The organism is Halorussus sp. MSC15.2 (assembly GCF_010747475.1).
GTDB lineage: Archaea > Halobacteriota > Halobacteria > Halobacteriales > Haladaptataceae > Halorussus.
Genome location: NZ_VSLZ01000006.1, coordinates 171,698 through 184,636 on the forward strand (window position 1 = coordinate 171,698; position 12,939 = coordinate 184,636).

Consider the following 12,939-nt stretch of genomic DNA (forward strand, 5'->3'; position numbering starts at 1 on the left):
TCCCTAGTTTGGTCTGATAAGTTCCTCTGCCGACGGCTCAATCGGAATCCCGACCTTTCCACCCAGTTCGTGTTCGAAATCCTGATACGTCTGTACGATTACCTCGGCCATCCGAATCTCGAACGTGAACGCGAGCAGTCCCTCGTAGCACGAGAGGCTCTGGAACGCCACCCGGTCGACGTAGCGCTCTCACTCGTCTTCGAACTCCGGCAGGTCGCACATCAGCGACGAGACCTCCAACAGGTTCTGCTCCAGGTCAGCGTACTCCTCACCCATGTTGGCCAGCGTCGAAAGCCGATCTCCGTCGGCGTGGTGTGGACAGTCCTCTACCTCGTCGGTGGCCAACTCCGGGTGATCGTCGTGTTTGATGAGAACCTCGGCGTGAACAACGTTATCATCGAAGCGCTTGATGAGAAGAACGTCGATGTCCAGGGGCAGTTCGTCTGTGAGTTCTTCCATCTCTTGGATATCCGCATCGGGCGCGGAGAGAACTTGGCGATACGCACGCATAATTCGCTTACGTGTTTCGTCGGTCAGGAATCGGTCCATTGGCCAGTCAGGATTGAGTGGGTCACAAATAGGGGTAGCAGAGTATTAATAAGAATCTCCGCCACGTACGGAGCCGAAGTGAAAGTAGTCGACATTTCTATAATTACAACATTCAAGTATTGCATATCGCTTAGAGCGACTAAAAATAGTCTCAGTTCGCTTTTAGCAATAGTCCCATCAAACCTCTAACCTTTTGTCTGGAAAGCGATAATTCCTTCACAGTCAGGTATATAAATTACCAGTTCAACTACCACTCTATGAGTTCAGTTGATATCAAAATTACTGACGACCTAATCAATAATCTAGGTGATGACTTAGAACCCCTTCAGAATCGGTCAAAATATGCCAACATCCCACCTCGGTCAAAAGCATCAAATAGCAAAGGGGGTGAGGTAGAATTCCTAAGCAACGCTATACCAGAAATAGATGGAGCCACTGGTAAGGACGGTAATTTGAGCGTTCACATTAATACGAAGCAATTCCATAACACCCCGAGTGTCAGATTTTGGTGGCCAGGGAAAAAGAAATTTGAGAGGTGTGAATTAGCAGATATTCTTTTCCTCATCACATATGTAGAAGATAATGAGGTCGTCGGGAGACGAACAATGCTATCACAGACTAAGTACACATACGATAATAAGTACGTTACTCAGAGGCAGTGGGATCCTAAGCCTAATCAGTATCATCTCCTACACACCTTGCAGAAATTCTATCCAGTCCAACCTAATTTGGGGGAGTGGTATGATTTAGAACGGGAAAGTAGTGCCTTTTCCAATTATAGTTTTGTCAGCGACTTTTGGCTTCCATTCTTCCATTCAACCGATGGAATGGACGGAGGGTACATTAACTATAATCCAGAACAAACTGCGGATTATCATTACGAGAGGACTGAAGATCCTCCGTCTGGTTATCAATCGTTTATAGGCTATCTCAAACTATTCGTGAGGGGTCAATATGGGGAAGAATATCGACCCAATGACCGTATTGGGCAATTTTACCGAGACCTTTTCAATAGTAATACTGAGTTCAATCTAAGTGACTCATCAAATCAAATTCCGGACTCCGAAACTCTCAGAGCGGACGGAGGAGAACAATCTCTGGAAGAAAAAGAAGGAGGGATTGGTCTTGTCAACATAGTAGTAACAGAAGGATACCCAGACACCGACACACCTGGTAAAAAGCTCCATTTAGGAGGGGAATTGGAATATACCATCGGCGAGTAGAGTCAAATGCTTATCTCATCCTCATAGAACCGAAGTCTCCCAAATACTCTCCGCACCTCATACACCCCAGGGTCGCACGCGAACAGAATCGAATCCCGATCGTTGCACAACGCCAGCGAATCCGGTTGTGCAACGAGAGACTTTTCGCACGTGAATTTCGCTCGGTTCCCGACCAGTTCACCGCCCTATCTACCACTGTTTAAATATGAACCCGATTTCAGTCGCCGCAGATTACTAGGTCTGACCGGCGGTTGTGCAACGAGTATGTGCATCGAAGCTACCGAAGCCCGCCAACGCAAGTGGGAGAACCTGAAAGAAGCTACCGGCGAAGGGCACAAATCAACCGCACCCGACGCCGGAGACGACTATTATCTCAAGATGTGCGGTGACACCACCGCCGTCCCGACCGGCCGCCTCCAGGAACTCATGGACCTCGCCGTCGAACAGGGGTCGGTCACCCCCCGAGCAGATTGCCGAGGTCCGGGACACCGAGGAACTTCCAGTCGAACGACTGGAAGCACACGGACAAAACGGTTCGTACCAGCAATACCGCTAACCAATGAATTCGACGCCCGAAACCGCCTCCATTGGTTAGCGGAAGACGCGTAGCGCGTCTCGACGCTCGGGTCTGCTGGAGGACCTAGGCGAGTACCGACAACGAGCAATCAAGAAGGAAGCCCCATCCCGATTCGTCCACTACGCCCCGTTTCCGTCGCCAGGCCCGCTGTACTTCTCCAACTCAACACTTGTCAACACCGTTCGCGTCGTCTGCGAGACCGCCACTTGGATTACTCCACCACTTTCTCTCTGTTCGATATGACTTCCTCGCTCTTCCTCCGTCAGCAGCAAGTCCTAGCTCACCTCTTAGAACTATGCGTACCTCGCTCGACCACCGACGCTACGTCATGGTGTTCGGGGGCACGGCGGTGGTCCTGTTCCACAAAATCGCCGTGCCAGAAGAAGTCTACAGCAACCTGAACACCGACTGCACGCACTTCTTCCAGACGGAACGCGCTCGCCGACTGGCTGGTCTTCTACGACGATTTCCCTGCGACACTCGCGGACCTATCGTTTCGTATATCGGAACTCTGGACTCGCTGAGAGCAGCTGCATGTATTCTATCAGCGTTCGGGGTTTGTTGAGGACTTCATCGAGAGTTAACACGGAGTAGGATGTTCCCACTATGAGCTTACAACTCGTCAGGTCCAGATTCGCCGTCGTCGGTAGAACGAATGGAGTTGCCCACCGAGAAAACGCTCCAGGTTAACACGGCTGTTCCGGTGTATAGCGCCGTAGAGACGAGGGCGACTGAGACTGCTACGACCCACGGATTATCTATCATTTCGCCGATTCGAGCAGTGAACTGTGAAGAAGGAAAGTGGACTAGCCCAAAGAGAATGAAGCCTCCAAGACCGGTCCAAAACGACGGAGAGAGGAGAGCGATTCGCTCCTCGAACTCCATGTTTCGAAGAGCGTACAATACAAAGATAATCCCGGCAACTGTGATGAGTCCACCCACACTCTTCACTGGCCAAGATAGTGGTGACAGCAGTAGCACGATTCCAAGACCGAAAGTCGTCAGTGATTGGTGTATCCTGCGCATTTGTTAAAAGTGCATAAAATACGCGTACTTACCTTATTCGATACAGTATATCTGCGCTCTCTTACACAGTTATAGATAGACAACCATGTATTCGAACTGCGGTTCGTCGGAATCTTTTATCAGTCGAAGGGATGAAAATCGACACCCGTGTTGAGACTTTCTGCATCGAGTACGAGAATATCGCCTCGTTGCTGGACAGCACAATCTGCTACAGTCAAGTAGGGTCAATCCCGAATATAACCCCGTTAAGTATAGAGAGAATACGATTTTATTCTTGAATGTATGAGCGCATCTTGTTTGGATACATTACGATGACAATTTTAAGTTCGTTTTCAATAGCATGTTCTTTGACGATATGGGTAAACTCTTGCGTTTGATTACCCGTCGATATTTTCACGGTGTACGTCCCTGGACTTGATATAGGCGTATTGATAGTGTTTATATCACTGGAGGGCACAAAGACATTTTTCTTGCTTACTGTGGCATTTTCACTCAAGATTACTACATTTATGTCGGAGTCGTTCCCGGTTTGATTATCGATTTTTATTCCCACTTTATTCATTTTTTGGCTAGTCTGGATTGTTGAGTTGCTCGTTGAGTCGGATTTCCCATTCTCTTGGTTTGATGGGTTAATGCCATCCAAGCAACCGGCAATAGTAGTTACCGCAGCGGCAGGCGCGGCTTGTAAAAATCGTCTCCGTTCCATAAGCTTTATTCAAATTTTCATCCGTAAATACTTTCTGACCATTGCGTGTTATTTAATTATAAGTGGAATTTAGCAGTCGCTATCAAGGATATTCTAGACCTAACCAATGGTCACTCCTTATTCAACACTAATGGCTAATTAAATATGTAGTCGAGGGAAAGTTACAGAGTGCTACTGTAATTGATATTCATCTCTTGTTCCACACTGTACATGCATTCACCCGATCCATACTTCATACCGTCACTACAGTAGCCACCCGTATGAAGCGCCACGACGTACGCATCTGTATCATTCACGATATCGTACGTGACTGAGCCAGAGTCGCCACCAGCCGTAGAAATCGCGTACCCCATCCAGGGATAGTCGTCGTTGTCTGCGTGGAAGTCAATCTGTCCGTAGCCGTCACCAGTGCTACGGCCAGTGTGGTAAACACCGGTGCCTGCTTCCATCATATCGTTAATCCGTGTCTTGGAGACCATCCCTTTGATGGGATATCGAGTTCCACCACCGGAATCAACGATTCCCATCGTTACGTCTCTCTTGTATGGTTCGATGACCGCGGAGTCCATCCCATCAGGGCCGAACTCGGCGACTGAACCAAAGTAATCGTTGGAACGCGATGGTTGGTACACTGATTGACCCGTAGAATCGACGCAGTGACCGGCAGTCAAGATAACGTATTCGTTATATTTGTTCGAGTACGCAACGGGGCCAAGACTCCACGAACATCCGGATGTGGCCGATGTCCCAGCTTCACAGCCTGCGGGGATAGGGTCATACTTGTGTTCGTAGTGACACTCAACAGTGACTTCACCGCACTTGGTTTGCTCTTTTTGCTTTTTGGTTCGCTTGACCGTTATGGGAATGTCGGTTTGTGTAAATTCCGTGTCCGCAGTAGACACTGTCGCGCTTACATTAGCTGGAGTCTGCTTTTGCACCTCAGTAAAGGACACGTTCGGGGTCTTCGTCTTTCCGTCCGAACTTTCTTCCACAATATAATTGACACCAACCGCTATACCCTTCGACTCGTGTGGAACAAGTCCGACGCTAATATTAGAGTCTGTGTAGCGTTTCGCTAATTGCTCGGATGCCTTCTCAGTAGCCGTAGTCTTCACCCACTTGTCTCTGGAAATCGTATAGTACTTGGGCTTAATTTCCGGCGGCACTCCATTCTTCTCGATTTCTTCGTAATTCTGGATTTCGTACCACCCTAGTCGAGGGACCTCTTCGTTTGGATTATCTGTAAGTTCAGCCAGCGCCTCTTTCGATAGACCAGCTGCCGCTGATGCCGATAGCCCTATAGAAAGGAGTCCCTTTGTGAAGTTTCGACGGTTCAAGTCGAGCAAGCTGGAGGTATCTTTACCATCCATAGTTGCAAAATTATCTCCTCTTATGTTATAATTTTCTAACCTATATTTACATATAATATGGGGTATGTAATTATCTATCTATGAAATTTAAGAGCGTATTCTTATAGCAATAAGTAGCGGCAATTCCTCTTGACTAATAGCAGATACCGGTTGATTCGCTATCGTCGGGGTCAAATCGGGCTAACGCCGCTACCTTCTCGCGGTTGATGTCCTCGACTAGTTCGAGCGCCTCGTCCATCCATACACCGAGGCCGACGGTCAGTCGCTGGCGGACCTCCTCGACGTCTACCGACAAGTAGACGTGAACGTAGCCGCCCTCGGAGAGCAGGCGCTACTGTTTCTCCAGCAGGCCGATGTCAGTCAGGTGATTCAGCTGTCTGCTGACGGTGCTTCGGTCCAACTCGAGATGGTCGGCGAGTTCTCTCGCGGTCGATTCTCCGTCCTCCATGAGGAAGACGCAGATGCGTATCCCCGTCTCGGAGATACCGAATACTTCCCGCAGAACAACGGCTAACTCCGGACGCTCGATTGCGGACGCGTCCGCGGACGATATTCGCTCCTCGTCGGAGTCGGACCCTCAGGTTCCGAACGAGACGTTCAACTACTGAAAGCATAACGTAAGATAGAACGCCCGTACCGCGAGAAAACGCGCGCTCCAGACTACTCGAATCGTACTTAAATCTCGCTCTACGCCACTCACTGAGACCAGACGAGAAACCGGAGTCGCTCCCAGTCTCGAACTAGGGCACGCTAACCAATGCGACGAGACGAAATCTGTCTTGCATTGGTTAGCGGAGTATCGAAAACTGCTGGATGGTCTGCTCGGGGACTTCGACTCGGCGGGTCGGTCTAACTGGAACGAACACGCGTAGTCACCGTCCATCGCGCGAGCGAGCGCGTACTCGTTCTTGGCTGTCGGGGTCGTGCGGTCGAAGATGGCTTCGACGCGGATACCCCGCCACGTGAGACTGTCCGCGACCCACCCTTTCGCGCGCTCGAAGTCGTCGGTGAACGTTTCGAGGGGCAGCGACGTCAGGTCACTCTCGGTGAAGCGACGCGGTCGTTCGACCGTACCGGTGACGCGGGGGTTCTAGTCGGTCGTGTCTACGTCTGGTGGGATTTCGTGGCGTTCGAGGTCGTTCATCGTCTGAAAGCTCGGGGTATTCTGGTGTGTCTACTGACCGAGACGGGTCGTACACGTCGGGTCTCACGTCGTCTCGACGTGGACGTCTCGTATCTCGTCGATTTCCATCGGGAGGCGGTCCTGAATCGCTCGCGTCGTCATCGGGGAGATGCCGCAGTCGCCGCACGCTCCGGAGAGCTGAATCCATACGGCACCGGACTCGGTATCGACCTCCTGGATTGCAGCGTTCCCGCCGTGCATCGCAATCTGGGGGAAGTTCCGCCGGAGAAACGCGGCAACGTCGTTCGCGAGCTTCTCGCCATCGTTGTCGAATGAGTCCGGACCGTTCCGGTTGTCTGCGCCCATACCGACAGTATCGGTAACAACTGTTGTACGACTTTACCCGAATACGTTCCGCCGAGCGAGAAGTTCGAGTACCGTGAATACGTTCGGGAGAACTGGCCCGGGTTACTGTCTCACAGTCGTCGGAGCAGTACTCGGCATCCGAACTGGACGCTCGGAGGAGAGTGACGGTCCAGTTCGGCCTCGTTAGGCCGCCTGGACTTCGTTCAGGAGTTCGTCGTACGGCGGTTCGTTCGTGGGGTCGTCGGCAGTCCAATCGTACGTCACTGTCCCGTCCTCGTCCAGAACGAACACGGCACGGTTGGCGATTTCGTAGAGTCCGAGTTCCGGGATGTCGATTTCCAAGTCGTACTTCCGAATCGCTTCCCGATTCATGTCGCTTACGAGGTCGAATTCGACTCCGTGTTCTTCCTGGAACGCCCCGAGCGAGAACGGCGAGTCCGCACTCACCCCGAGAACGGACGCACCGGCGTCCCTGAACTCGTCGAGTCTCTCTTGAAGAGCGAGCATCTCGTTCGTACACGGCGGCGTGAACGCGCCCGGAAAGAACGCGAGGACGAGTGGTCCGTCACCGATGCGGTCTTCGAGGTCGAACGATGCGTGGTCGCTGGTCCCGACGGTCGCTGTGAACGTCGGTGCAGTATCTCCAGTGGCTGGCATCGTCTACAGCGAACGGCTGTCAAAAAGGTAAACCACTTTACGAATATATTCGGTAGCTTATCAGTTGTTGCAAATACGATTCCTGTATTCAGTCTTCGGCGTGATTTTTTCGTGCCGATTCCCGCCACGGCGGTCGAACATCATCACTGTTCGGGCGGACTATTCAGGAGTGCGAGGTGACCTGTCCGGAACTGCGTGAGACGTGGAACAGTCGCAGTGTAGGGGTCGAACGCAGTGTAGGCGAACGCCTGCCAGAGCACGCGCTCGGGATAGGGCCGGTCGGACAGGTCGACCCCGAGAGACGTTGCGAACGCGGCGTGGTCAAGTTCGCCGTTCGTCGTCGGAACCGGAACGGGGTTCGGGATGGTATCTAGGTCGAGACCGAACGAGGGGAACAGTTGGTACTCCGCGCCGGGGGCGGGATGGTGGAGTTCTCGCTCTCCGGGGAATCGAACGACCAGTTCGGGAGTGACAGTCACCGTTCCGTCGCCGTCCGCGCGTTCTACCGTCTGCTCCGAGAGCGACACACGCCGTCGAGTGCCGCTGGAAACGGTGTACTCGGTCCCGTCGGCCAACAGTTCAAGCCGTGATGCCGTCACCTCCCGGACTCGAACGTCGGGGACGGAGTACGACCGGACGAACGCCGTCGTCGAATCCCCGCCGACAGTCCCTTCGACGACGACCTCGGTCTCCCCACGACGGGAGACGAAGTCGGGCGTGTACGGACGACCTTCCTCGACGACCGATAGGGTGTCCGTCGTCGCACAGACGCCCTGCCAATCTGGTTGCTCGCTCGTCCCCGTGTCGAGCGTTGGACGCCAGTAGAAGACCCGATGGCCACCGTCGTACTCGTATGGAATCGCGTCCGGAAAAAACGACTCGCCGTATCTGGTCGGGTCGAGATTCGGGTGTTCGAGTTTGAGTTCGACGTACGGAAGCGTCTCGACCATCGGAGTCAACCAGTCGGTACGTGCTGATTGTCTCCAACTGATTTCGGTCGTACTGCTCTCTGTCGCCGTCGTATCGTTCATCAGGTCGGAGATGGGACTACGGATACGAAACCCTGTCCGCATATATGTTCGAGCGAGGGTTCGAGTGCTTTTCAGTACTTTTGCAGTGAACGCTCGGACAATCGGCCGAATTCATTCGGGAGAGAACCTATTGGCGGACGGTTCGACCTCCTCGGTAGAGACGATGGTATCCAGAATCGACGTTCGCGAGCGGGCGGCCGACGAGTGCCGTGAGCAAATCCGGGAGGACCTGCGGGACATCAGCGCCGGTGAGACGGCGACTATCGTGGCCCACCACGATGTCGAGGCGGCGCTGTATCAGTACCAAATCAAACGTGGCGAGACGCTAGACTGGCAGTACGAGACTGCAGGACCCGACGTCTGGGAAATCCGCGTGAGTAAATCGGAGCACTCTGGGGGACGGACTGGCCTGACCGAGTTCGACGTGCGGGAGATGCCGCCGCGAAAGCGCCACTCGGTACTCCTCGAAACCTTCGAGCTACTCGACCCCGACGAAGGGTTCGTCTTGGTGAACGACCACGACCCGAAGCCGCTCTACCACGAACTTCGCTCTACCCGCGGCGACATCTTCGAGTGGGAGTACACGAACCGCGACTCGCAGGCGTGGAAGGTCGAGATACGCAAGACCGACGACGGTGAGACGGAAGACGACGACGAAGTACAGGCGAAATTCGACGTCCGTGAAATCCCGAAACAGGAGCGACACCCGACGATTCATCACCGGTACGGAAACCTCGAGGACGGCAACGCAATGGAGATAACCTCCCCGCACGAACCCCGTCCGCTCCACCGGGAGTTCCGACAGCGATACGGACAGTCGTTCTCGTGGGAGGTTCGAGAGAGGGAGCCGGGTCGCTGTCGCGTCCGTATCACGAAAGGAGGCCAGTCGAGTACCGACGACGAAGAGTCCTCGCAGTCGGCCGACGTGTCGATGGACGTGACGGAGGAACTGGACGTTCGGGACCTGCCGCCCGCCCAACGCCACCAACAGATTTTCGAGGCGTACGAGCAACTTCAGTCGGGTGAGGCGTTCGTCTTGGTGAACGACCACGACCCGAAACCGCTCTATCACCAGTTCGAAGCGGAAACCGGGAGCGAGTTCCGATGGGAGTACCGGCAGCGAGACCCCAACGAATTTAGGGTTCTCATCGGCAGAGACGGCGCGACCGAGAGCGACTCCTCGGCATCCGAGACCACGAAAGCGCCGTTTTGAACGTTCGGGTCCGGATGCCCCAGCCACGGGGAGTCCAGAACGTCTCGGAGTTGTTCGGGTGAATTCCTATGTCCCCCGAGAGAATCAGTACGAGTACACGAAGGGTGATTCGAATGACTACGACAACAATTGATTCGGAACGGAGCCTCGGCGTTCTCGTCGAGGAGAACCCGGAATTCGCCCGCGTTTTCGAGTCCTTCGGCATCGATTTCTGCTGTGGGGGAGACGCCTCCCTCGAAACCGCGTGTGCAGAAGCGGGCCTCGAACTGTCCACGGTTCGTGACGAACTGGCGACAGTGAAGGATAGCGACGGTAACCAAGACTGGGAAACGATGTCGGACCTCGTCGACACCATCGTCTCCGAACACCACGAGTATCTCCGCGAGGAGCTTCCAGCACTGGAGGACCTCGTTCGGAAGGTCGTGAGCGTTCACGGGGAGAATCACCCGGAACTGCAGCGAGTCGGAGAGGAGTTCTCCGACCTTGCCGAGGCGATGCAGACGCACATCTCCGAGGAGGAAGACGAGGCGTTCTTGCTCGTCGAGAAACTCGACCGGGGCGACCCACTCACAGAGTCTGAAGTGGCGACGCTCCGGGAAGAGATAGATAACTTCGAGGACGACCACGAGGAGACTGCAGCACGTCTCGAGCAAATCGAGGCGTTGACCGACGGATACGCGGTCCCGGACGACGCCTGTCCGAGTTACCGCAACATGCTCGCCCGTCTCGAAGAACTCGAACGAGACACCCACATGCACGTCCATCGAGAGAACAACATATTGTTCCCCAGAGCCGAGCAGGAGCTATCGACCGCTACCCGGAGCTGAATTTCACTGGCTAATCGATTCATTCCATCGCGCCACGCCGCCCCCAACACGAGTCAACTCCAGCTACTCGACCGAAGGACGTAGACACCGGGTTCGGGTACAAAATTCTGCGTTTTCGAGGTTCGTCCCCGTCTGGTCCGGGACTCCGGGTGACTCTCGAATGTTCAGCTGGCCCTCGTCAGTCGCTACGTGTCCCGGTACTACCTGTACGGGGGAGTCGATTGACGCGAACATATCCGTGAGGGGACTTAGTTTCGGCGAGCCTCATTCACGCATAGGGTGATTCCGTAATGACCGACCCACCGACGGAGGTTGGTGCGACCGTCGCGAACGACCTCTTCAACAAGTACGTCCTTCCGAAAGTTGCGCTCGCCGTAATCCTGACCGCCTCACTCGTCGGGACGTGGGTGACCGGCCGTCTCGCCAATCAGACGGGAGTCGTCGTCACGCTGGCTAAGTGGTCGTCCTTCGCGTCTCTCGGCGTTCTCACCGGCGGACTCGTCTGGAAGCACCTCTTCGTTCGCCCGCAGGACCTCGGGACGGACGCGAGCGAGTACTGTGCGGAGATGTACTCGCGGTTCGACAGCGTGGCTACCGTCGCCGTGGTCGTACTCGTGTCGAGCGGACCGTTCGTCCTCGCCGAGTACGTCTCGTCTCTCGGAACCAACCGACTCGTAGTCAGTCTCGGAGTGCTGTCCTCGCTCTTGCTCGGAACGACGGTCGTGACGGTGCGCCGTTCGGCGTCCGTCGACGAACAGTTCAGGAGCCCGGCCGGACTCTTCACGATGACTCTGGCACTGGTGGTCGTCGTCGCCACGGCGCTTGCGGAGGTGAGTCTTCGGGGATTCGACCCACTAGCCGCGGCCGTTCGGGTACTGCACCTCCTCGCGTTCGCCGCGTGGGTCGGAGGTGCGGTCTGGAACATCTTCGTCGCCGTCCCGACGGGACAGCACCATCCCACGGCGGACGTCGTTCGGGCCGCCGGCGAGCAACTCGAACGTTTCCGGTAGGCGGTTCGGTTCATCATCCCGACGCTGTTCCTGACGGGCCTGTACCAAGCCGTCGACGCGTTCGGTATCTCCGTGGGGAACTACCTCGGCAATCTCGTGGGGCTTGCCGTCCTCGCCAAAATCGGGTTCGTCGGTCTACTGGTCGTCATCTTCAAGCTCTGCCCGATGTGGCGGGCCTGCTCGCCTATCGACGGGGTCTGCGAACTCGAAGACCTCGGGAACGGGCGACCGTCAGGCGGTTCGGCGGAGGGCGAAGCCGATGACTGAGTCCGAAGTCCCCGAGACGGGTCCGGACGTCGAACCAGATATGACTGTCGACAATCGGGGACGCGGCTGTGCGAGCGGAATCGCTCGCGTCCAGCGCGCGCTGGAGGACCTCGAGGACGGTGCGATACTACGAATTCAAAGTACGGACAAGCGGGCGAAACAGGAGTACCGGCAGCTAGCCGCACAGACCAATCACGAACTTCTTGGAATCGAGACGAACCGGAGCGGTCTCCTCCGAAAGGAGTACACGACGTACCTCGAAATCCACCACGGGTGACCGACAGCCGACTGCAGAACGTACTGACAGTGCACAGAACACCGACCGAACGCAGTGGAAACGGCTGGCCGACGCCGACCCTTTCGACACTTTCGACCCAGTAATGACGGCGCTTGCCGTCGTCGAGACGAGCGAATCATTCCGCGTTCTGTCTCTCGATGTGGACCGGCCTACAGACACATTCGGTATCGCGCAGGTCGCCCCCGACGTACGGAGGTCTGTCTAACGACCCACTACGTCATGGGTACGGCCGAAATAGGAATCAGATGCTGTCCGCGAAAGTCCCAGGCGGCGTCGCGTCGCCGTAGCGAACCGCTGTCACTCTTTGCGCAGTGTAGCGATGAACTGGTCAGGTCCGATTTTGTCGACGACGTATTCGTCTGCGTCGAACGACTCGACTTCGGTCCGCATCTGGTAGTACAATGGTTTCGGGTCGTGGTCGTTGACGAGCGTGAGGGCCTCACCGCTATCGAGTTCGTCGAACGCGTCGAAGACCTTCGGGTGGCGCTCCGGCGGCGGTACGTCGCGGAGGTCGAGTGTCTGGCCGGTCATGTGGACGGAACTGGACACGCTACCCCTGAAACCCTTATCACGAACAGGTTCGCGGACGAGTGTACTGCTGTCCCCGCGTCCGCCACGCTTGTTCCCCAGCGTGACGACGGCGTTCTGGCGGTGGCGCGCCGTCCGGGGGTCGGAGCCTTCGAGTTCTTCCCCGCC

The 12,939-nt window shown here is 55.3% G+C and carries 17 protein-coding genes and 1 pseudogene; 6 read left to right on the plus strand and 12 right to left on the minus strand.

Going from position 1 to position 12,939, the window contains the following annotated elements:
- Positions 1 to 3 precede the first annotated feature (3 nt).
- Both FXF75_RS18890 and FXF75_RS18895 read right to left on the minus strand, forming a co-directional pair.
- Entirely contained in the window at positions 4 to 171 is a 168-nt protein-coding gene (locus FXF75_RS18890) for a hypothetical protein (RefSeq protein WP_163523497.1), read from the minus strand.
- Positions 172 to 189: 18 nt separating this feature from the next.
- Positions 190 to 459, minus strand: a complete 270-nt coding sequence (locus tag FXF75_RS18895; protein WP_163523499.1) for a hypothetical protein — start codon at positions 457 to 459, stop codon at positions 190 to 192.
- A gap of 347 nt (positions 460 to 806) precedes the next feature.
- On the opposite strand from FXF75_RS18895, the gene FXF75_RS18900 reads away from it, so the two are divergent.
- Entirely contained in the window at positions 807 to 1,772 is a 966-nt protein-coding gene (locus FXF75_RS18900) for a hypothetical protein (protein WP_163523501.1), read from the plus strand.
- Between the two features lie 339 nt (positions 1,773 to 2,111).
- On the opposite strand, the gene FXF75_RS18905 is transcribed toward FXF75_RS18900, so the two are convergent.
- The 9 genes and pseudogenes from FXF75_RS18905 to FXF75_RS18945 all read right to left on the minus strand — a co-directional run bounded on the left by FXF75_RS18905 (position 2,112) and on the right by FXF75_RS18945 (position 8,628).
- Positions 2,112 to 2,261: a hypothetical protein gene (locus FXF75_RS18905; protein WP_163523502.1), complete on the minus strand. Its 150-nt coding sequence runs from the start codon at positions 2,259 to 2,261 to the stop codon at positions 2,112 to 2,114.
- Positions 2,262 to 2,961: 700 nt separating this feature from the next.
- Positions 2,962 to 3,291, minus strand: coding sequence for a hypothetical protein (locus FXF75_RS18910; protein WP_163523504.1), 330 nt, complete (start codon positions 3,289 to 3,291; stop codon positions 2,962 to 2,964).
- 352 nt (positions 3,292 to 3,643) lie between these two features.
- Positions 3,644 to 4,081, minus strand: coding sequence for a hypothetical protein (locus FXF75_RS18915; protein WP_163523505.1), 438 nt, complete (start codon positions 4,079 to 4,081; stop codon positions 3,644 to 3,646).
- Positions 4,082 to 4,242: 161 nt separating this feature from the next.
- The gene (locus tag FXF75_RS18920; protein ID WP_163523507.1) at positions 4,243 to 5,451 is read right to left on the minus strand and encodes a hypothetical protein; all 1,209 of its coding nucleotides are present in this window, start codon (positions 5,449 to 5,451) and stop codon (positions 4,243 to 4,245) included.
- Between the two features lie 133 nt (positions 5,452 to 5,584).
- On the minus strand, positions 5,585 to 5,746 hold the full coding sequence (locus tag FXF75_RS18925; protein ID WP_163523509.1) for a hypothetical protein: 162 nt from the start codon (positions 5,744 to 5,746) through the stop codon (positions 5,585 to 5,587).
- 36 nt (positions 5,747 to 5,782) lie between these two features.
- Positions 5,783 to 5,899 (minus strand): ArsR family transcriptional regulator, encoded by a 117-nt coding sequence (locus tag FXF75_RS23545; RefSeq protein ID WP_375335550.1) that lies wholly within the window; start codon positions 5,897 to 5,899, stop codon positions 5,783 to 5,785.
- 765 nt (positions 5,900 to 6,664) lie between these two features.
- Positions 6,665 to 6,940 (minus strand): annotated as a pseudogene (locus FXF75_RS18935) (NifU family protein); the annotation flags it as partial.
- Positions 6,941 to 7,123: 183 nt separating this feature from the next.
- The gene (locus FXF75_RS18940; RefSeq protein WP_163523513.1) at positions 7,124 to 7,597 is read right to left on the minus strand and encodes a redoxin domain-containing protein; all 474 of its coding nucleotides are present in this window, start codon (positions 7,595 to 7,597) and stop codon (positions 7,124 to 7,126) included.
- Between the two features lie 143 nt (positions 7,598 to 7,740).
- On the minus strand, positions 7,741 to 8,628 hold the full coding sequence (locus FXF75_RS18945) for a hypothetical protein (RefSeq protein ID WP_163523515.1): 888 nt from the start codon (positions 8,626 to 8,628) through the stop codon (positions 7,741 to 7,743).
- A 163-nt stretch (positions 8,629 to 8,791) separates the two neighbouring features.
- Here FXF75_RS18945 and FXF75_RS18950 point away from each other — a divergent pair, with 163 nt between their 5' ends.
- The 5 genes from FXF75_RS18950 (at position 8,792) to FXF75_RS18965 (ending at position 12,222) form a co-directional block, all read left to right on the plus strand.
- Positions 8,792 to 9,841 carry a DUF2249 domain-containing protein gene (locus FXF75_RS18950; protein WP_163523517.1) on the plus strand — a complete coding sequence of 350 codons (1,050 nt, stop codon included), beginning with the start codon at positions 8,792 to 8,794 and terminating at the stop codon, positions 9,839 to 9,841.
- Positions 9,842 to 9,954: 113 nt separating this feature from the next.
- On the plus strand, positions 9,955 to 10,668 hold the full coding sequence (gene ric / locus FXF75_RS18955; protein WP_163523519.1) for an iron-sulfur cluster repair di-iron protein: 714 nt from the start codon (positions 9,955 to 9,957) through the stop codon (positions 10,666 to 10,668).
- A 290-nt stretch (positions 10,669 to 10,958) separates the two neighbouring features.
- Positions 10,959 to 11,678, plus strand: coding sequence for a hypothetical protein (locus tag FXF75_RS18960; protein ID WP_205427881.1), 720 nt, complete (start codon positions 10,959 to 10,961; stop codon positions 11,676 to 11,678).
- A gap of 72 nt (positions 11,679 to 11,750) precedes the next feature.
- Positions 11,751 to 11,945 carry a hypothetical protein gene (locus FXF75_RS22240; RefSeq protein WP_205427883.1) on the plus strand — a complete coding sequence of 65 codons (195 nt, stop codon included), beginning with the start codon at positions 11,751 to 11,753 and terminating at the stop codon, positions 11,943 to 11,945.
- Positions 11,938 to 12,222: a sulfurtransferase TusA family protein gene (locus FXF75_RS18965; RefSeq protein WP_163523521.1), complete on the plus strand. Its 285-nt coding sequence runs from the start codon at positions 11,938 to 11,940 to the stop codon at positions 12,220 to 12,222. Before FXF75_RS22240 ends, FXF75_RS18965 begins: the two co-directional genes overlap by 8 nt.
- A 318-nt stretch (positions 12,223 to 12,540) precedes the next feature.
- On the opposite strand, the gene FXF75_RS18970 is transcribed toward FXF75_RS18965, so the two are convergent.
- On the minus strand, positions 12,541 to 12,774 hold the full coding sequence (locus tag FXF75_RS18970) for a DUF2249 domain-containing protein (RefSeq protein ID WP_163523523.1): 234 nt from the start codon (positions 12,772 to 12,774) through the stop codon (positions 12,541 to 12,543).
- Positions 12,775 to 12,939 lie beyond the last annotated feature (165 nt).